17 protein-coding genes are annotated in these 19,326 nt (G+C 71.4%); 10 read left to right on the forward strand and 7 right to left on the reverse strand.

Features of this window, described 5'->3' with window-relative positions:
* Window positions 1–10: 10 nt before the first annotated feature.
* A complete protein-coding gene (locus ACFV18_RS15435; RefSeq protein WP_380483299.1) occupies window positions 11–844 on the forward strand; it encodes a DUF3097 domain-containing protein in 834 nt (277 codons plus the stop codon).
* A gap of 6 nt (window positions 845–850) precedes the next feature.
* Here ACFV18_RS15435 and ACFV18_RS15440 read toward each other — a convergent pair whose 3' ends face one another.
* The 4 genes from ACFV18_RS15440 to ACFV18_RS15455 form a co-directional block, all read right to left on the reverse strand.
* The gene (locus ACFV18_RS15440) at window positions 851–1,456 is read right to left on the reverse strand and encodes a hypothetical protein (RefSeq protein WP_380483301.1); all 606 of its coding nucleotides are present in this window, start codon (window positions 1,454–1,456) and stop codon (window positions 851–853) included.
* Complete coding sequence (locus ACFV18_RS15445) at window positions 1,453–2,100, reverse strand: RNA polymerase sigma factor (protein ID WP_380483303.1); 648 nt, start codon at window positions 2,098–2,100, stop codon at window positions 1,453–1,455. The genes ACFV18_RS15440 and ACFV18_RS15445 overlap by 4 nt, the downstream gene beginning before the upstream one ends.
* 118 nt (window positions 2,101–2,218) lie before the next feature.
* A complete protein-coding gene (gene hemW, locus ACFV18_RS15450; protein WP_380483305.1) occupies window positions 2,219–3,448 on the reverse strand; it encodes a radical SAM family heme chaperone HemW in 1,230 nt (409 codons plus the stop codon).
* 58 nt (window positions 3,449–3,506) lie between these two features.
* On the reverse strand, window positions 3,507–5,408 hold the full coding sequence (locus ACFV18_RS15455; protein WP_380483307.1) for an AMP-dependent synthetase/ligase: 1,902 nt from the start codon (window positions 5,406–5,408) through the stop codon (window positions 3,507–3,509).
* 288 nt (window positions 5,409–5,696) lie between these two features.
* On the opposite strand from ACFV18_RS15455, the gene ACFV18_RS15460 reads away from it, so the two are divergent.
* Together ACFV18_RS15460 and ACFV18_RS15465 are read left to right on the forward strand one after the other, a co-directional pair.
* On the forward strand, window positions 5,697–7,433 hold the full coding sequence (locus tag ACFV18_RS15460; protein WP_380483309.1) for an ABC transporter ATP-binding protein: 1,737 nt from the start codon (window positions 5,697–5,699) through the stop codon (window positions 7,431–7,433).
* 245 nt (window positions 7,434–7,678) lie between these two features.
* Window positions 7,679–9,577, forward strand: coding sequence for an ABC transporter ATP-binding protein (locus ACFV18_RS15465; protein WP_380483467.1), 1,899 nt, complete (start codon window positions 7,679–7,681; stop codon window positions 9,575–9,577).
* 7 nt (window positions 9,578–9,584) lie between these two features.
* Here the strand turns inward: ACFV18_RS15465 and ACFV18_RS15470 are convergent, their stop codons facing one another.
* Complete coding sequence (locus ACFV18_RS15470; RefSeq protein WP_380483311.1) at window positions 9,585–10,706, reverse strand: EamA family transporter; 1,122 nt, start codon at window positions 10,704–10,706, stop codon at window positions 9,585–9,587.
* Between the two features lie 104 nt (window positions 10,707–10,810).
* Here ACFV18_RS15470 and ACFV18_RS15475 point away from each other — a divergent pair, with 104 nt between their 5' ends.
* The 3 genes from ACFV18_RS15475 to ACFV18_RS15485 all read left to right on the forward strand — a co-directional run bounded on the left by ACFV18_RS15475 (window position 10,811) and on the right by ACFV18_RS15485 (window position 13,589).
* Entirely contained in the window at window positions 10,811–11,359 is a 549-nt protein-coding gene (locus tag ACFV18_RS15475; RefSeq protein WP_380483313.1) for a MarR family winged helix-turn-helix transcriptional regulator, read from the forward strand.
* Window positions 11,360–11,532: 173 nt separating this feature from the next.
* A complete protein-coding gene (gene sigJ / locus ACFV18_RS15480) occupies window positions 11,533–12,435 on the forward strand; it encodes an RNA polymerase sigma factor SigJ (protein ID WP_380483315.1) in 903 nt (300 codons plus the stop codon).
* Complete coding sequence (locus tag ACFV18_RS15485; RefSeq protein WP_380483317.1) at window positions 12,432–13,589, forward strand: NAD(P)/FAD-dependent oxidoreductase; 1,158 nt, start codon at window positions 12,432–12,434, stop codon at window positions 13,587–13,589. The genes sigJ and ACFV18_RS15485 overlap by 4 nt, the downstream gene beginning before the upstream one ends.
* A 102-nt stretch (window positions 13,590–13,691) precedes the next feature.
* Here ACFV18_RS15485 and lepA read toward each other — a convergent pair whose 3' ends face one another.
* Window positions 13,692–15,560 carry a translation elongation factor 4 gene (gene lepA / locus ACFV18_RS15490; RefSeq protein WP_380483319.1) on the reverse strand — a complete coding sequence of 623 codons (1,869 nt, stop codon included), beginning with the start codon at window positions 15,558–15,560 and terminating at the stop codon, window positions 13,692–13,694.
* A gap of 103 nt (window positions 15,561–15,663) precedes the next feature.
* Here lepA and ACFV18_RS15495 point away from each other — a divergent pair, with 103 nt between their 5' ends.
* The 3 genes from ACFV18_RS15495 (at window position 15,664) to ACFV18_RS15505 (ending at window position 17,664) form a co-directional block, all read left to right on the forward strand.
* Window positions 15,664–15,969 carry an antibiotic biosynthesis monooxygenase family protein gene (locus ACFV18_RS15495; RefSeq protein ID WP_380483321.1) on the forward strand — a complete coding sequence of 102 codons (306 nt, stop codon included), beginning with the start codon at window positions 15,664–15,666 and terminating at the stop codon, window positions 15,967–15,969.
* A 166-nt stretch (window positions 15,970–16,135) separates the two neighbouring features.
* Window positions 16,136–16,399 (forward strand): 30S ribosomal protein S20, encoded by a 264-nt coding sequence (gene rpsT / locus ACFV18_RS15500; protein WP_035862702.1) that lies wholly within the window; start codon window positions 16,136–16,138, stop codon window positions 16,397–16,399.
* 440 nt (window positions 16,400–16,839) lie between these two features.
* Complete coding sequence (locus ACFV18_RS15505) at window positions 16,840–17,664, forward strand: hypothetical protein (protein WP_380483323.1); 825 nt, start codon at window positions 16,840–16,842, stop codon at window positions 17,662–17,664.
* Between the two features lie 143 nt (window positions 17,665–17,807).
* On the opposite strand, the gene holA is transcribed toward ACFV18_RS15505, so the two are convergent.
* The gene (holA, locus tag ACFV18_RS15510; RefSeq protein ID WP_380483325.1) at window positions 17,808–18,803 is read right to left on the reverse strand and encodes a DNA polymerase III subunit delta; all 996 of its coding nucleotides are present in this window, start codon (window positions 18,801–18,803) and stop codon (window positions 17,808–17,810) included.
* 127 nt (window positions 18,804–18,930) lie between these two features.
* Between holA and ACFV18_RS15515 the strand changes: the two genes are divergently transcribed.
* Entirely contained in the window at window positions 18,931–19,194 is a 264-nt protein-coding gene (locus ACFV18_RS15515) for a hypothetical protein (RefSeq protein ID WP_380483327.1), read from the forward strand.
* Window positions 19,195–19,326: the final 132 nt, after the last annotated feature.

Here is a 19,326-nt window from a genome sequence, read left to right on the forward strand (position 1 = left end):
ACTGCGGGGCATGCGCAGCAGGGAGTACGGGCCGGATCTGACCCCGCCGTGGAAGCGGCAGCAGCCCGCGCCGGAGGTGGCGGCGGAGCGGGATCTGGTGGTGGAGGAGGCCGCGACCGGGTTCTGCGGGGCGGTGGTGCGGTGCGAACGGACCGCCGAGGGGTTCACCGTCACGCTGGAGGACCGGTTCGGCAAGCACCGGGTGTTTCCGCTGGTGCCGCGCGGATTCCTGCTGGAAGGACGGGTGGTGACGCTGGTCCGGCCGACCGGACCGGCCCCGCGGCGCGGGCCGGGGCGGACGGCGTCCGGGTCGGTCGCGGTGCCCGGGGCCCGCGCCCGGGTGGCCCGCGAGTCGCGGATCTACGTCGAGGGCCGGCACGACGCCGAACTGGTCGAGCGGGTCTGGGGCGACGACCTGCGGATCGAGGGCGTGGTGGTCGAGTACCTGGAGGGTGTGGACGACCTGCCCGCGATCGTCGCCGAGTTCGTCCCCGGCCCGGGCCGCCGGCTGGGCGTGCTGGTCGACCACCTGCTGCCCGGCACCAAGGAGCACCGGATCGCCGCGCAGGTGACCGGCGACCAGGTGCTGGTCGTCGGCCACCCGTACGTCGACATCTGGCAGGCCGTCAAACCGGCCGCCCTCGGCTTCGCGGCCTGGCCCGAGGTGCCTCGCGGCGAGGTGTGGAAGGAGGGCGTCTGCCGCCGTCTCGGCTGGCCGGTGGACACCCCCGCCGCCTGGAAGCGGATCCTCGCCTCGGTCGACGGCTGGAAGGACCTGGAGCCGGAACTGCTCGGCCGGGTCGAGGAGTTGATCGACTTCGTCACCCAGCCCGGCAGCGGCTGACGGCCGTCAGGGGGTGGGGGTCGACGGGGCGGGTTCCACCCGGACGCCCGGGGGCACGCAGGACGGCACGGTGTCCACCACCCGGGCGCCGAAGGTCGACACGCTCTGCTGTCCGCCGACCGGGATGTGACCGGCGGTCAGCAGCACCGTCGAACCGGCCGGCACCAGCCGGGGGTCGATCCTGACCGTGCCGGGGCCGTCACCGGGCAGCACCCGGTCGTACTGCGCCCTGGCCCCCACCGGGTACAGCAGCGGGCAGTCGTCCGCACTGCTGGCCTCCTCCAGCCACGCCGCACGCACCCCGTACCGCTGCAGGGTGGCGACCATGCCCGGCAGGCCCGCCGGATCGCGCAGTTGCAGCGCGATGGTGCCGTCCGGCTCCCGGGTCACCGCGTACGCGGCGGTGCCGCCGTGCTCGCCGCCGAGCGCCACGGGCAGGACCAGCGCGGTGGCCACGGCGGCCGCGCCGACCGCGAGGGCGGCCAGCACCGGGCGGCGGCGCAGCACCCCGGGGCGGCGGGCGGGCTCGCGTTCGGCGGCGAGGGCGGCCAGTTCCTCGCCGAGCCTGCGCTCGAAGTTGCTGGTGGACGGGGTGCGGTCGGTGCTGGTCACGAGGTCACCTCGATCATCGGATCGGCGGGGGCGGCGGGGCGGGGCAGCAGCGGGCCCGGCCTCGGCAGGTCCTTGCGGGCGGGGCGGCGTTCGGCGCCGAGCAGCCGCCGGGCACGGTGCATGCGCACCCTGACGGTGGCCGTCGAGATGCCGAGCACCTGCGCGGTCTCGGCGGTGGTCAGGCCGTCCATGACGACCAGGTCGAGCACCTCCCGCAGCGGGGCGCTGAGGCCCGCGTGCCGCTGTGCGAGGTCGCGAACGGCGCGCTGGGCGTCGATCCGTTCCTCCAGGGCGAGGATGTCCTCCTCGTCGAGCAGCCGGCGGCCGGACAGCCGGCCGATCGCCCGGCGTTCCCGGTCGTCGCCGCGCCGGTAGCCCGCGATGACGTACCGGGCGATGCCGTACAGCCAGCCGATCGCGGTGCCGCGCTCGGGCCGGTAGCTGCCGGCGGCCTCCAGCGCGGCGACGAAGATGTCCGCGGTGAGGTCGGCCGCCAGGTGCGGATCGCTGACCCGGCGGGTGACGAAGTCGAGTATGGCGTTGACGTGCAGACGGTAGAACGCGCCGAAGCCGTCCGGAGTGGTCAGCTCCGCTGGACGGCCCTCGGGTCGCGCTTCGTGGCGTGGATGCTCACGGATGCGCATGCGTCCCTCCTCGGTCGGGGGACCCGGTGGGTCCCTTCACCGAGTACTTGGCCGCAGCCCCTCGGAACGTTTCACGCCCGTCCCGCCCCGTTGACGCCCGCCGCCGCCCGGCGCCGACTCAGTCGACCAGGTCGCGGACCACCGCGTCGGCCAGCAGCCGCCCGCGCAGCGTCAGCGCCGCCCGGCCGCGGGCGTACGGGCCGGGCTCCAGCAGACCGTCGGCGAGGGCCCGGTCGGCGGCCTTGCGGCCCGTGTCGGTGAGCAGGTCGAGCGGGCAGCCCTCGACCAGGCGCAGCTCCAGCAGGATCCGCTCGACCCGGCGGTCCTCGCCGGCCAGCACCTCGCGGCCGAGCGCGGGCGTGCGGCCCTCGGCGAGCGCCTGCGCGTACCCGGCCGGGTGCTTGGCGTTCCACCAGCGGACCCCGCCGACGTGGCTGTGCGCGCCCGGGCCGGCGCCCCACCAGTCGGCGCCCGTCCAGTACAGCTCGTTGTGGCGGCAGCGGCCCTCGGGGGTGGTGGCCCAGTTGGAGACCTCGTACCAGGCGTATCCGGCGGCGGCGAGCGCCTGCTCGGCCATCAGGTAGCGGTCGGCGTGGACGTCGTCGTCGATCATCGGCAGTTCGCCGCGCCGGACCCTCGCGGCCAGCCGGGTGCCGTCCTCGACGATCAGCGAGTACGCGGAGACGTGGTCGGGGCGGGCGCCGATCGCGGCGTCCAGCGAGGCCTGCCAGTCCTGGTCGGTCTCGCCGGGGGTGCCGTAGATCAGGTCCAGGTTGACGTGCTCGAAGCCGGCCGCGCGGGCCTCGGCGACGCACGCCTCCGGGCGCCCCGGGGTGTGGTGGCGGTCCAGGATCTGCAGGACGTGCGGGCGGGCGCTCTGCATGCCGAAGGAGATCCGGTTGTAGCCGCCCTCGCGCAACTCGGTCAGGTACGCCGGGTCCACCGACTCCGGGTTGGCCTCGGTGGTGACCTCCGCGCCCTCCGCGAGGCCGAACTCCTCGCGCAGCGTGGCCAGCATCCGCACCAGGTCACGGGCGGGCAGCAGGGTGGGGGTGCCGCCGCCGAGGAACACCGTCTGCACCGGCAGCTCGGTGTCACCCAGGACGCGCCGCGCCAGCCGGATCTCGGCGATCACGTTGTCGGCGTAGGTGTCCTGCGAGGCGACCGTGCCCGAGGAGCGCAGTTCGGTGGCGGTGTAGGTGTTGAAGTCGCAGTAGCCGCAGCGGCTGGCGCAGTACGGCACGTGCAGGTAGAAACCGAACGGCCGGGCGCCGAGTCCGTCCAGGGCGTGGGCGGGCAGCGAGCCGTCGGACGGCACCGGTTCGCCGTCGGGAAGTGCGGAGGGCATGCGCCCATTGTCCGGTACGGCCCGCGAAAGTCCGAAGGCCGTACCGGAACCGTGGGTGTCAGGCCTCGTTGGCACCCGCGTACATCTCGGTCACCCGGTCGGCGTAGTGCTTCTCCACCACCGGGCGCTTGATCTTCAGGCTGGGGGTGAGTTCACCGTGCTCGATGTCCAGGTCACGCGGGAGCAGAGCGAACTTCTTGATCGTCTGCCAGCGCTGCAACTCGCCGTTGAGCCGCTTCACATAGCCGTCGATCAGCTCCACGGTGGCCGGGGCCGCCACCACCTCGGCGTACGGCTTCCCGGCCAGGCCGTGCTCGGCCGCCCACGGCATGATCACCGTCTCGTCCAGACCGATCAGCGCGGTGCAGTAGTTGCGGCCGTTGCCGATCACCAGGATGTTGCTGACGAACGGGCAGATCGCCTTGAACTTGCCCTCGACCTCGCTCGGCGCGACGTACTTGCCGCCGGAGGTCTTGAACATGTCCTTCTTGCGGTCGGTGATCCGCAGGTAGCCGCCCGCGCCGAGCTCGCCGATGTCGCCGGTGTGGAACCAGCCGTCCGACTCCAGCACCTCCGCGGTCTGCTCGGGCAGCTCGTGGTAGCCGCGCATGACGCCCGGACCGCGCAGCAGGATCTCGCCGTCCTCGGCGATCCGCACCTCGGTGCCGGGCAGCGGGAGGCCGACCGTGCCGACCCGGAAGTCCTCCGCCCGGTTCACCGTGGAGCCGGCCGAGGTCTCGGTCAGGCCGTAGCCCTCCAGCACCGGGACGCCCGCGCCCTTGAAGAAGTAGCCGATCTCCGGGGCGAGCGCCGCGCTGCCGGACACCGCGCCGCGCAGCCGGCCGCCGAACGCCGCCCGGATCTTGGTGTACACCAGCTTGTCGGCCAGCGCGTGCTGCAGCCGCAGGCCCAGCGGGGCGCTCTCGTGGCCGTGCGCGACCTTGTTGGCCTGGATGGTCTGCGCGTAGTCGCGGGCCACCTTCGCCGCCCACAGGAAGATCTTGTACTTGGCTCCGCCCTCGGCCCGGGCCTTGCCGGCGATGCCGTTGTAGACCTTCTCGAAGATCCGCGGCGCGGACGCCATCAGGGTCGGGCGGATCACCGGCAGGTTGTGGATGATCCGGTCCACCCGGCCGTCCACCGCCATCACGTGGCCGGTGGCGATCTGGCCGGAGATCAGCGTCTTGCCGAACACGTGCGACAGCGGCAGCCACATGAACTGCACGTCGTCGGAGCGCAGCAGCCCGCTCTCCTCCTGCGCCACGCCCTCGTACGACCAGCAGTCGTGCACCAGGCGCACGCCCTTGGGGCGGCCGGTGGTGCCGGAGGTGTAGATCAGGGTGGCGAGCTGCTCCTTGTCCAGCGAGTCGATCGCCTTGTCGACCGCGTCCGGGTTCTCCTCCAGGTACGCGGCGCCGCGCTGCTCCAGCTCGGCCAGCGTCAGCACGGTCAGGCCCTCGGCCTGCGCCGCGTCCTCGCCCGCCGGGTCGAACAGGATCACGTACTCCAGCGCGGGCAGCTCGGCCTTCTGCTCGGCGGCCTTGCGCAGCTGGCCCGCGTTCTCGGCGAACAGCGCGCGGCTGCCGGAGTTGGCCAGGATGAACGCCGTCTCGTCGGCGTTGGTGCTCGGGTAGACCGTGGTGGTGGCCGCACCGGCGCACATGTTGCCCAGGTCGGCGAGGATCCACTCGATCCGGGTCGCGGAGGCGATCGCCACCCGGTCCTCGGCCCGGATGCCCAGTGCCATCAGGCCGGCCGCGACCGCGCGGATCCGCTCGTTCGCCTGGGCCCAGGTCAGCGACCGCCACTGCTCCGCACCCGGCGCGCTGTCCGCGGCCTGCTCGTCCACCGGGACCGGGTACCGGTACGCCTCACCGTTCGGCGTGGCCTTTACCCTGCTGAGCAGAAGGTGCGCCACGGAGGGCGGACGCCGCTCGATCATGGACTGCGCGGAACTCAACGAGGACCTCCGGGGACGGGTGGACCGAGAGTGGGTGAGCGACGGCCGTGGGGGCGGCCGACCAACCGACTTAACCGGTGAGTAACAAGAGGGCAATCAGCAGCCTAGGGGGTGAAAAGCCGTTCCGTAAGGGGGTGACGTGAGCTGGCACACTCACGGGGCGGCAGTGCAGGCACAGTGCAGGCACAGTGCAGGCTCAGAGTGACAGGCCCGGTCCACGGGTGAACGTTTTTCGCAAGTACCCGAATTTGGGATGCGCGCGTCCCACTCGAAGACGAGAGTGTCACGGTGCTTTTCAGACTTCTACGGGCCCACCTCGGCCCCTACTCCCGAGACATCACCGTGCTGGTGGTGCTCCAACTGATCTCCACCATCGGCATGCTCTACCTGCCGACACTGAACGCCGACATCATCGACAGCGGCGTCCTCAAGGGCGACACCGGGTACATCCTGCGGGTCGGCGGCGTGATGGTCGGCGTCTCGCTCGCCCAGGCCGTCTGCTCGATCGGCGCCGTCTACTACGGCGCCCGCACCGCGATGGCTGTCGGCCGCGACCTGCGCGCCGGGGTGTTCCGCCAGGTGCAGGAGTTCTCCGCCCGCGAGCTCAACCAGTTCGGCGCGCCCTCGCTGATCACCCGCACCACCAACGACGTCCAGCAGGTCCAGATGCTGGCGATGATGTCCTTCACGCTGATGGTCGCCGCGCCGATCATGTGCGTCGGCGGCATCATCATGGCGCTCAACCAGGACGTGCCGCTGTCCGGCCTGCTGCTGGCCGTAGTGCCGGCGCTGGGCGCCGTGGTCACCGTTCTGGTCGGCAGGATGCGGCCGCAGTTCCGCGGCATGCAGGACCGCATCGACACAGTCAACCGGATCATGCGCGAGCAGATCACCGGCATCCGGGTCATCCGCGCCTTCGTCAAGGACGACCACGAGAAGCAGCGCTTCACCGGCGCCAACGGAGAACTCGCCGACTACTCGCTGCGGGTCGGCCGGCTGATGTCGCTGATGTTCCCCATCGTCATGGGCGTGGTGAACATCTCCAGCGTCGCCGTGTTCTGGTTCGGTGCGCAACGCATCGACAGCGGCAGCATGCAGATCGGCGCGCTCACCGCTTTCCTCTCCTACCTGATGCAGATTCTGATGAGCGTCATGATGGCCACCTTCATGTTCATGATGGTGCCGCGCGCCGAGGTCTGCGCCGAGCGCATCCAGGAAGTACTGAGCACCCCCTCCAGCGTCGTCCCGCCGCTCGCCCCCGTCACCGAACTGCGCGCACACGGCACGCTGGAACTGCGCGGCGTCGACTTCCGCTACCCCGGCGCCGAGGTGCCCGTACTGCGCGGCATCGACCTGACCGCCCGGCCCGGCGAGACCACCGCCGTGATCGGTTCCACCGGCGCCGGCAAGACCACGCTGCTCGGGCTTGTCCCCCGGCTCTTCGACGCCACCGGCGGCGAGGTACTGATCGACGGCGTGGACGTCCGCGAAATCGACCCGCAGAAGCTCGCCGAGGTCATCGGCTTCGTCCCGCAGAAGCCGTACCTGTTCTCCGGCACCGTCGCCTCGAACCTGCGCTACGGCCGGCCCGAGGCCACCGACGAGGAACTCTGGCACGCCCTGGAGATCGCCCAGGCCAAGGACTTCGTGGAGAAGTTCTCCGAGGGCCTGGACGCCCCGATCGCGCAGGGCGGCACCAACGTCTCCGGCGGCCAGCGGCAGCGTCTGGCGATCGCCCGCGCCCTGGTCCGCAAGCCCGAGATCTACCTGTTCGACGACTCCTTCTCGGCCCTCGACTACGCCACCGACGCCCGACTGCGCTCCGCACTCGCCGGCGAGACCGAGGACGCCACCGTGGTGATCGTCGCCCAGCGCGTCTCCACCATCCGCGACGCCGACCGGATCATCGTCCTCGACGAGGGCGCCGTCGTCGGCACCGGCACCCACCAGGAGCTGATGGCCGACAATCCGACATACCGGGAGATCGTGCTCTCCCAGCTCACCGAGCAGGAGGCGGCCGCGTGACCACCCCCGACACCCCCGACGTGACCGAGCCCACCGCCCCCGACACGGCCAAGTCCGAAGCCACCCGGCCCGCATCCGACCCGACCCGGCCCACAGTGGACACGCCTGCGGTGAACACGCCCGACCTGGCCAAGGCCGGTGCCGGTGCCGGTGCCGGTGCCGAAGCGGGCGAGGAGGAGCAGGAGACGGTCTCCACCTCGCAGGAGGCGGCCGCCCGCCGTGGCGGGCCCGGCCCCGCGCGGTTCATGGGCGCCCAGGGCACCGAGAAGGCCAAGGACCTCGGCGGCTCCGCGAAGCGCCTGCTCGGCCTGCTGAAGCCCGAACGCAAGCTGCTGTTCAGCGTGTTCGGGTTCGGCGCGCTCTCCGTCGCCTCCGCGGTGGCCGGCCCCTGGGTGCTCGGCAAGGCGACCGACCTGATCGTCGCCGGAGCCACCGGACCGCGCTTCGCCGGCGCCCCGAGCAAGCAGGCCGTGCTCGACAACCTGCGCGCCAGGGGCGAAGGCAACATCGCCGACCTGCTCGCCTCGATCGACTTCACCCCCGGCCAGGGCATGGACTTCGGCGCCATCGGCACCATCCTGCTCTGGGTGCTGGGCATCTACCTGGCCGCCGTGGTGTTCGGTGTGGTCCAGGGCCGGCTGGCCGCGCTGGCGATCAACCGCACGGTGTTCCGGCTGCGCGAGGAGACCGAGGCGAAGCTGACCCGACTGCCGCTCAGCTATTTCGACCGCCAGCCGCGCGGCGAGGTGCTGAGCCGGGTCACCAACGACATCGACAACATCCAGCAGTCGATGCAGCAGACCATGGGACAGGTCGTCAACTCCCTGCTGACCATCGTCGGCGTGCTGGTGATGATGTTCTGGATCTCCCCTCTGCTGGCCCTGATCGCGCTGATCTCCGTCCCCGTCTCGGTAGTGGTCGCCGCCAAGGTCGGCAAGCGTGCCCAGCCTCAGTTCATCAAGCAGTGGGGCTCCACCGGCAAGCTGAACGCCCACATCGAGGAGATGTTCACCGGGCACAGCCTGGTGAAGGTCTTCGGCCGTCAGCAGGAGGCCACGGAACTCTTCCAGCAGGAGAACCAGGCACTTTACGAAGCCTCCTTCCGTGCGCAGTTCATCTCGGGCATCATCCAGCCCGCGATGATGCTGGTCGGCAACATCAACTACGTGCTGGTCGCGGTGGTCGGCGGTCTGCGGGTGGCCAGCGGCGCGCTGTCCATCGGTGACGTTCAGGCGTTCATCCAGTACTCCCGTCAGTTCAGCCAGCCGCTCAGCCAGGTCGCCTCCATGGCCAACCTGGTGCAGTCCGGTGTCGCCTCCGCCGAGCGGGTCTTCGAACTGCTCGACGCCGACGAGCAGTCCCCCGAGCCGCAGCGCCCCGAGCGCCCCGCCGAGGTGCACGGCCGCGTCGCCTTCGAGGACGTCTCCTTCCGCTACGACCCGGAGAAGCCGCTCATCGAGGGCCTCTCCCTGAAGGTCGAACCCGGCCAAACCGTGGCCATCGTCGGCCCGACCGGCGCCGGCAAGACCACCATGGTCAACCTCCTGATGCGGTTCTACGAGGTCAGCAGCGGCCGGATCACCCTCGACGGTGTGGACATCGCCGCGATGTCCCGCGAGGAGCTGCGCTCCGGCATCGGCATGGTGCTCCAGGACACTTGGCTGTTCGGTGGCACCATCGCCGAGAACATCGCCTACGGCGCCGAATCCGCCACCCGCGAGCAGGTGATCGCGGCGGCGAAGGCCGCGCACGTGGACCGCTTCGTACGCACCCTCCCCGACGGCTACGACACCGTCCTGGACGACGAGGGCACCGGCGTCAGCGCGGGCGAGAAGCAGCTGATCACCATCGCCCGGGCCTTCCTGGCCCAGCCCTCGATCCTGGTGCTGGACGAAGCGACCAGCTCCGTAGACACCCGCACCGAGGTGCTGATCCAGCGGGCGATGGCGGAGCTGCGCACCGGCCGCACCAGCTTCGTGATCGCCCACCGCCTCTCCACCATCCGGGACGCCGACGTGATCCTGGTGATGGAGAACGGTTCGATCGTCGAGCAGGGCAACCACGACCAGCTGATCGCTGCCGACGGCGCCTACGCCCGGCTGTACCAGGCGCAGTTCGCTCAGGCGGTGGCCGAGGTCGACTGACATTGCGTCAGCCCGCTGCCCGGCCGACCGGCTCGACCGGTCCGCCACCCCGGGGGAGGTCCGCGCCGCGGGCCTCCCCCTCGCGTATCGCGGCGAGGGCGAGAGTGGGGGCGAGAGCGGGGGCGGGGGCGGGGGCGGGGGCAGCTGGGGCCGGGACGGTCGCGGCGATCGGGGTGGTCGCGGCAGTCGTGGTGGTCGCGGCAGTCCTGGTGGTCGGGGCGATCGGGACGGTAGCGGTCGGAGCGGCCGGGTCAACGGTGGAGGCGGCGACCACGGCGGTGGCGGGTCGGCCGGCCGGGCGCTGGCCGAGCAGGGTGGAGCTCAGGGCGAGGGCCATGCCCAGCAGCTGCACCGCGTTGAGGGACTGGCCGAGGGCGGCCCAGCCGATCACTGCCGCCGACACCGGGCTGAGCAGGCCCAGGAAGGCGACCGAGGTGGCGGGCAGGCGGCCGATGCCGCGGAACCAGACCCAATACGCCAGCGCGGTGTTGGCCACCGCAAGGTAGCCGTACCCGAGCAGGTTGCTGCCACTGAGCGCGGGCGGGGCACCCTCGACCAGGGCAGCCACCGGGAGCAGCAGCAGACCGCCCGCGGCGAGCTGCCAGCCCGTCAGCGCGAGTGGGCCGACCCCCTCGGGACGCCCCCAGCGCTTGGTGAGCACCGTGCCGGCGGCCATCGCCCCGGCCCCAGCGAGTCCGGCCAGCACGCCGATGGCGTCCAGCCGGGCGGTGGCGCGCAGCACCACCAGGGCCACGCCGAACACACCGACGGTGCCGGCCAGCAGGGCCCGCCGCCCGAACCGCTCCCCCAGCAGGGGCACGGCCAGCCCGGCGGCCAGTAGCGGCTGTATCGCGCCGAGGACGGCGGCCACGCCGCCGGGCAGACGGTAGGCGGCGACGAAGAGCAGGGCGAAGAAGACGCCGATGTTGAGCGCGCCCAGCACGGCCGAGCGCCACCACCAGGAGCCGCTGGGCAGTCGTCGGGTGACGGCCAGCAGCACCAGGCCGGCGGGCAGGGCACGCAGAGTCGCGGTGAGCAACGGCCGGTCTGCGGGGAGCAGTTCGGTCGTCACGGCATAGGTGGAGCCCCACGCGAGCGGGGCGAGCGCGGTGAGAGCTACGGTTCGCATGGGAGATAGCTTAGCGCCAAGCTACTTGCTGTCGAGTCAATTAACGAAAGAAATCTCGGCTCTCACCCGCTCACTCCCGAGCGACCCTGTGCCACACTGGCGAAATGGACCGAGTTGACCTTCGCAGCACTGCGCACGACCCTGTGGACGCGATCGCCGACCAGTGGCGGCACGAGCGCCCGGACCTCGCCGACCGTACGGAGGCGATGGCCGCGTTCGGCCGGGTGCACCGGGTCTCCCGCGCGGTCAGCGACCTGATGGAGCAGGCCTACGCGCCGTTCGGCATCGGCCTCGGCGAGTTCGACGTCTTGGCCACGCTGCGCCGCGCCGGGGAGCCGTTCTCGCTGTCGCCACGCGAGCTGACCGCCACCTTGATGCTCACCACCGGCGGCATGACCGGCCGGCTGGACAAGCTGGAGCGGGCCGGTCTGGTCACCCGCTCCCCCGACCCGAACGACCGCCGCAGCCTGCGAATCACCCTCACCGACTTCGGCCGCGAGACGGTCGACCGGGCGGTGGCGGCGGGCACCGCCGTCCAGCAGCGGATCATCGACCGGCTGGGCGAGCAGCGACTGTCCGAGCTGAACACGCTGCTCCGGGATCTGCTGCACAGCGTGGAGACCACCCCGCACCCCGCAACGGCCCGCTTCTGACGCCTGCACCGCCGCCGGGCCGAACACCCGCGCGGCCGCCCCACCCGACACCGCGCAACCGTCGCGCCCGGCGCTCGGGCAGCCGTCCCGCCCGACGCCCGCACAGCCGTCCCGCCCGACACCCGCTCAGCACCGCCCGCCGCTCAGGCCGTTCGGCGCGCTACGGTTGGCGGATGCCCGATCCGACCGCCGTGGACACCGCACCCTCCGGCCCCGTGGACGCCTTCCAGGCCGAGCGCCGCTACCTGGGCGCGGTGGCGTACCGCCTGCTGGGCTCGGTCGCCGATGCCGAGGACGTGCTGCAGGAGGCCTGGCTGCGCTGGCAGTCGGCCGACCGGTCGGGCATCGCCGAGCCGCGCGCCTACCTGACCACGGTGGTGACCAGGCTCTGCTACGACCAGCTGGGTTCGGCCCGGGCCCGCCGGGAGGCGTACTTCGGCGAGTGGCTGCCGGAGCCGTTGCTGAGCACCGCGGAGTCCCCCGCCGAGCTGGCCGAGGTCGGTGAGGCGGTGTCGGTGGCGATGCTGGCGGTGATGGAGCAGCTGACTCCGGCCGAGCGGGCGGCGTTCGTGCTGCACGACGTGTTCGCGGTGGGTTTCGAGGAGATCGCCTCGGCGCTGGACCGCTCCCCCGAGGCCACCCGGCAGCTCGCCTCGCGGGCCCGCCGCCGGGTCCGGGACGGCGGCCGCCGCAGCACGATTGACCCGGCCGAGCACCGCCAAGTGGTGACGGCGTTCATCGCCGCGGCGACCGGTGGCGACCTGATGACGCTGATGGAGGTGCTCGACCCCGAGGTGGTCTGGCACGCCGACGGCGGCGGCATCGTCAGCGCGGGCCGCCGTCCGCTGCTCGGCGCGCTCCACGTGGGCCGGCTGGTGCGCAAGCTCGCCGAGCGCTCGGTGGATGTGGAGCGCCCGCTGGTGCCGATGCTGGTCAACGGCGAGCTGGGCGCGGTCTGGTACTCCGGGCCGGGCGTGATCGGCGGCGTGCTCGCGTTCACCGTCGCGGACGGCCGGATCACCTCCGCGTACGTGATGGTGAACCCCGAGAAGCTCACCCACCTCGGGAAGGCGTGACGCAGCTCACGGTCACACTCCCGCAGGCCGTCCCGTCCCCCTTCCGTATCCGCCAGCTGGCGGGGTTCGTGAAGGAGGACGAGATGACCGGCAAGCACATCGTGGTGATCGGCGCGGGCTACGCGGGGCTGTCTGCCGCCGCCGGGATCGGCCGCGGGCCGAACCGGGTCACCCTGATCGCCCCGGAGCGGCGCTTTGCCCACCGGGTGCGCCAGCACGAGATCGCCGTCGGCCGCCGGGTCTCCCGGCCCGACATCGCCCACGTACTGCGCGGCCGCAAGGTCGACCACCTGCCCACCCGGGTCGTCGAACTCGACCTGGCCGGACGGAAGGTGGTCACCGAAGACGGCAAGCGGATCCCGTACGACACCCTGGTGTACGCACTCGGCAGCCAGGTCGCCTGGAGCGACGTGCCCGGCGCCGCGGAGCACGCGTACTCGGCGGAGCAGGCCGAGGAACTGCACCGCCGGATCACCGACGCACCGGCGCCCGGAACGATCGCGGTGGTCGGCGGTGGCGCGACCGGCATCGAACTGGCCACCGAACTCGCCGAGGCCCACCCGTCCTGGCAGGTCCGGCTGGTCGCGTCCGGCCCGGTCGGCGGCTGGCTGTCGGCACGCGGGCGGGCGCACATCCTGGCGGTGCTCCACCGGCTCCGGGTCCAGGTGGACGAGGCGCGCCAGGTCACCGCCGTCACCGCCACCGGGCTGCAGACGCCGGCCGGCCCGATCCCCGCCGACGTGGTGGTGTGGGCCGGCTCGCTGGAGCCGCACCCGCTGGCCGCCGACTCCGGTCTGGCCGTCACCGAACGCGGTCAGGCCGTGGTGGACGACCACCTGCGCTCGGTGTCGCACCCCGACGTGTACGTGGCCGGGGACGCCGCCGCCACCAGGGTGCCCGGCATCGGACAGCTGCGGATGGGTTGCGCCACCGCCCAGCCGCAGGGCCGCTACCTGGGCAAGCTGCTCAGCGGACGCACCGACAAGCCGTTCGCGTTCCGCTACCTCACCCAGTGCCTGAGCCTGGGTCGCGGCGAGGCGCTGGTGCAGCTGATCCACGGCGACGACTCGATGAAGCCCCGGGTGGTGACCGGCGCGGCCGGTCGGCTGGTCAAGTCGGCGATCGTCCACGCGCTACCGCTGTCGCTGCGCTGACCGGCCGCCGGCCCACCGAGAGTGCTGCCGGTTCGCCGTCCGGAACGGCAACGGGCCGGGGCCCCGTGCGGGGACCCCGGCCCGTCGGGCCGACCGTGGGAGCTACTTCTTCTCCTTCGGCGGCTCCGCGTCCGTCGACAGCGCGGCGATGAAGGCCTCCTGCGGGACCTCCACCCGGCCGACCATCTTCATCCGCTTCTTGCCTTCCTTCTGCTTCTCCAGCAGCTTGCGCTTACGCGAGATGTCACCGCCGTAGCACTTGGCGAGAACGTCCTTGCGGATCGCGCGGACCGTCTCACGGGCGATCACCCGGGAGCCGATCGCGGCCTGGATCGGCACCTCGAACTGCTGGCGCGGGATCAGCTTCTGCAGCTTGCCGGCCATCATCACGCCGTAGTTGTAGGCCTTGTCCTTGTGCACGATCGCGGAGAACGCGTCCACCGCGTCGCCGTGCAGCAGGATGTCGACCTTGACCAGGTTGGCGGACTGCTCGCCGATGGGCTCGTAGTCCAGCGAGGCGTAACCGCGGGTCTTGGACTTCAGCTGGTCGAAGAAGTCGAAGACGATCTCGGCCAGCGGCAGGGTGTAGCGCAGCTCCACCCGGTCCTCGGAGAGGTAGTCCATGCCCTGCAGGTTGCCGCGGCGGGACTGGCAGAGCTCCATGATCGCGCCGACGAACTCGTTGGGCGCCAGGATGGTGCCGCGCACGACCGGCTCGTACACCTCGGCGATCTTGCCGGTGGGGAACTCGCTCGGGTTGGTGACGGTGTGCTCGGTGCCGTCCTCCATGATCACCCGGTAGATCACGTTCGGGGCGGTGGAGATCAGGTCGAGGTTGAACTCGCGCTCCAGGCGCTCCCGGATGATCTCCAGGTGCAGCAGGCCGAGGAAGCCACAGCGGTAGCCGAAGCCGAGGGCGACCGAGGTCTCCGGCTCGTAGACCAGTGCGGCATCGTTCAGGCGCAGCTTGTCGAGGGCGTCGCGGAGCAGCGGGTAGTCCGAACCGTCCAGCGGGTACAGGCCGGAGAACACCATCGGGCGCGGGTCCTTGTAGCCGCCGAGCGGCTCGGTGGCGCCCTTGTTCTGCGAGGTGATGGTGTCACCGACCTTGGACTGCCGGACGTCCTTCACACCGGTGATGATGTAGCCCACCTCGCCGACGCCGAGGCCGTCGGCGACCTTCGGCTCCGGCGAGATGACGCCGATCTCCAGCAGCTCGTGGGTCGCGCCGGTGGACATCATGGCGATCCGCTCACGCTTGGTGAGCTGGCCGTCGACCACTCGCACGTAGGTGACCACGCCGCGATAGGCGTCGTACACCGAGTCGAAGATCATCGCGCGGGCCGGGGCCTCCTTGATGCCGACCGGGGCGGGGATCTTCTCGACCACGTGGTCGAGCAGGTCCTCGACGCCGAGGCCGGTCTTCGCGGAGACCTTCAACACGTCGTCCGGGTCGCAGCCGATGATGTGCGCGATCTCGGCCGCGTACTTCTCGGGCTGGGCGGCCGGCAGGTCGATCTTGTTGAGCACCGGGATGATCGTGAGGTCGTTCTCCAGCGCCAGGTACAGGTTGGCGAGGGTCTGCGCCTCGATGCCCTGGGCCGCGTCGACCACCAGGATGGTTCCCTCGCAGGCCGCGAGGGAGCGGGACACCTCGTACGTGAAGTCCACGTGGCCGGGGGTGTCGATCATGTTGAGGATGTGCGTCTTGCCCGCGTTCTCACCGGTCCGCGGCGCCCACGGAAGGCGGACGGCCTGCGACTTGATGGTGATGCCGCGCTCGCGCTCGATGTCCATCCGGTCGAGGTACTGGGCGCGCATCTGCCGGGGGTCCACCACGCCGGTGATCTGCAGCATCCGGTCGGCGAGCGTCGACTTGCCGTGGTCGATGTGGGCGATGATGCAGAAGTTGCGAATCACCGCCGGGTCAGTACGGCTGGGCTCTGGCACGTTGCTGGGGGTCGCGGGCACCTTGGTCCGATTTCTGATCCGATCAATATGGTTCCGCCCATCCTCCCATGCCCGAGGGCCGACCGGTCTTTCCGCCCGTGCTGGCATGCGGCACGATCTCCGCATGATCTTGGAAAGCGCCCTGCTCGATGTCCGCCCCGGCCAGGAGGACGGCTTCCTCGCCGCCTTCGCCGAGGCCCGCCCGCTGATCGCCGCCCAGCGGGGTTTCCGCTCCCTCGAACTGCGCCGTTGCCTGGACGACGGCCGTACCTCGCGCTTCCTGTTGCAGGTCGGGTGGGAGACCCTGGAGGACCACACCGAGGGCTTCCGGCGCTCCCCCGAGTACGGGCGCTGGCGCGAACTGCTGCACCACTACTACGACCCGTTCCCCGCGGTCGAGCACTACAGCGAGCCGCTGATCAGCGGCTGACGGGGGCGCCGGCCGTGATCGCGCCCCCGGTCCGGTTTGGGCGGCGCGGGGCGGCCCTGGTAGCGTGGGCGGCTGCACTCCGCCCTCGGCATGCCCTCTCGGCTGGTACCGGCGGCGGGCAGTGCGACCCGTTGAACTGCCGATTCACACAGACTGAGGCTCTTTCGTGGCGAACATCAAGTCCCAGATCAAGCGCAACAAGACCAACGAGAAGGCGCGCCTGCGCAACAAGGCCGTCAAGTCCTCGCTGAAGACCGCTCTGCGCAAGGCCCGCGAGGCCGCTGCCGCCGGTGAGAACGAGAAGGCCGTCGAGCTGGCTCGCGCCGCCTCCAAGGCCCTCGACAAGGCCGTCAGCAAGGGCATCATCCACAAGAACCAGGCCGCCAACAAGAAGTCGGCGATCACCAAGCGCGTCAACGTCGCTGCCTGATCCTGGTCCTTCCCGTACGGCCCGGCCGTACGACCCGGTGCTCCGGCACCACCTCGGACGGCGTGAATCCGCGGCCCTCTACCCGCCACCGCCGACCGTCCGCTCCCGGGAATCCGGCCCTCTACCCGGATTTCCGACGAGCTGTACAACCCGTACCGCACGCGGCCTGCGTTCGCCACGCGGGTGCGGTACCTGATGAACCACGGGAGTCTCCCCTCAGGGAGCTTCCCCCGACTGCCCGCCCGGTCCCCACCGGGCGGGCAGTTCGCGTTTCCGGGCCCCGTCGGACTCTGTTCGCCCGGCGGACATGATGGTCGACCACCGCCAGCCGTGGTGTTCAACCACCGTGCGCAGAAAGGGGATCGGCGCGAACGATGCGGCGAGGTAGGGTGCGTGGGTGCCTGACACTGCCCGTGCGTGACCAACTACTCGGGGGAACGATGCCGACTCCGCCGCCGCATCCGCTCCAGGGCCACAGCTCCACCAGCAGCTTCTCGCGCAGCCTCCGCACCTCACCGGCAACAGGCGTCAGAACCGGCACGGTCACCACCATCGGCCCCGACGGGCCCTCCACTGGCGGCGGCCGCCCGAACGGAACGGGCACGGACCGGCCGAGCCCCAGCCGTCCGAGGCACGGACTGCGGTGGGGCATCGGTGGCGCCCTGGTCGCCTCGGCGGTATGGGCGGCCACCATCCTGACCGTCCCCTCCCTGATCAACGACGACTCGACGCCGCACACCCCGAACGTGGCTGGCTACCGGATGGTCGACAACCTGTGCACCACCGCCCGCCTGACCACCTTCAGCCAGCTCTACCCGACCCCGTCGGGCACCCCCTACCACTACACGACGCACCACCGGGCGCTGGACGAGATGTACTGCAGCCAGTACCGCAAGAAGGTCGGCGGCGACCAGGACTACTACACCCTCTACCTGCAGGTGCAGCTCCACCACGAGGTGGACCCGCGCCCGGAGTTCGACGCACAGCGCGAGGGACTGGCCCAACGCCGCTACCAGATCAGCCCGGTACCCGGCCTCGGCGACGCGGCCTACATCGGCTACCTCGACGATCCCGACCGCAGCAACCCGGGCCAGCACTACCTCACCCAAGTCGTGTACGTCCGCCAGGGCGGCATGACCTGCTACACCAGCTGGTCCGCCTCCTACCAGGACGGCAAGACCGCCGCCCCCGACCGCGAGCAGATCCGCACCGCGCTCCTGTCCGACACCCGCGAACTCCTGCGCACTCTCGGCGGACCCGTCTGACCCACTCCGGCGATCCGCCCGACCGGTGCAGGGAGCCGCCTGACACACCTCGGCGATCCGCCCGACCGGTTCGGGGAGCCGCTCGACCCGATTCGGCGAGCCCGCCAGGAGCGTTGCCGGGCGCGGCACAAGACGGGCGTGGCTCAGTACGGGCGGGAGCTGGCCCGGGAGGCACGGGCCACGGCAACCACGGCGCACTCCAGGGCGTACGCGGGGTCGTCGGAGCCACCCTTCACGGCAGCGTCGGCCTCGGCGACGGCAGTAAGAGCGGCGGCCACGCCATCGCCCGTCCAGCCGCGCATCTGCTGGCGGACCCGGTCCACCTTCCACGGCGGCATACCCAGCTCGCGGGCCAAGTCGCCGGGGCGCAGGTTCCGGCCGGCGGTGGCGAGCCGACCGATGCTGCGCACCCCGGAGGCGAGCGCGTAGGTGATACCCGTGGGCGGCTGGCCGACAGCCAGCGCCCAACGCAGCCGCTCCAGCGCTTCGGCGGCCCGGCCGGTGACGGCGAGGTCGGCCACCTCGAAGCCCGTCGCCTCGGCCCGGCCGCTGTAGTACTTCGCGACCGCGGTCTCGTCGATCGGGCCCTCGATGTCCGCTGTCAACTGGCTGCACGCGGCCGACAGTTCGCGCAGGTCGCTGCCCAGCGAGTCGAGCAGCGCCTGGCACGCCTCCGGGCTGGCGGCCCGCCCCAGGGTGCGGAACTCGTTGCGGATGAACGCCAGCTTCTCGCTCGCCTTGGTGAGCTTGGCGCACAGGACCTCCCGTGCGCCCGCTTTCTTCGCCGCGTCCAGCAGGCCTTTGCCCTTGGCGCCGCCCGCGTGCACCAGCACCATGATCACTTCTTCGGCCGGAGCCTCCAGGTACGCCTTGACCTCCTTGACCGCGTCGGCCGCGAGGTCCTGCGCCGCCCGGACCACGATCACCTTCCGCTCCGCGAAGAGCGAGGGCGTGGTGAGTTCGGCCAACTGCCCGGCCTGCAGCGCTCCCGGCGCGAGATCGCGCACATCCGTCTCCGGATCCGCCGCTTTCGCCGCCGCCACCACTTCGGCGACCGCACGGTCCAGCAGCAGCTCCTCCTGGCCGACCGCAACGGTCAGCGGGGCGAGCAGGTCGTCGGGTGCACTCTTCCTGGCCATCGCCTACCAGGATCGCACGCCGTGCCGACAGGCTTGCCCCGGCACGTCCCGTCAGACCGGACACCCGGCACGGAACCTGGGGCGGGGCCGCCGCCGTCCCGCCTACGGGGCTGGGGAGAATGATGGCGTGATCAAGAACAATGACTGTCAATTGCTCGTCCTTTCTGACCGCGACGCTGCGGATGAGATTGCCGAGGAGTTGAGTGCGCGCTGGCCCGACCTGGGCGACGTGGAGGTGGTCCGGGACTCCCTCGCCGGGGAGGACGATGCCGAGGACGCCCAGTGGATCGTGGTCGTCGAGGCCCCCGAGGACGAGGGCTGGACGCCGCAGCTGCTGACCGAACTCGACCGGCTCGTCGCCGAGCAGGACGGGTGGCGCGAGCAGGACTGACCCACCGCCCCGACCCGCTGGGCCCGTCTTGGTACCCGCCCGAGCGAGGTGACCCCACCCGCTCGGACGGGCGCTGTGTCTGCACTGCTCGGCTCGCCGGTTCGAGCTGCCGCCGCCATCGGCAGGCCGAGG

The organism is Kitasatospora sp. NPDC059673, assembly GCF_042734215.1.
Taxonomy (GTDB): Bacteria; Actinomycetota; Actinomycetes; order Streptomycetales; family Streptomycetaceae; genus Kitasatospora.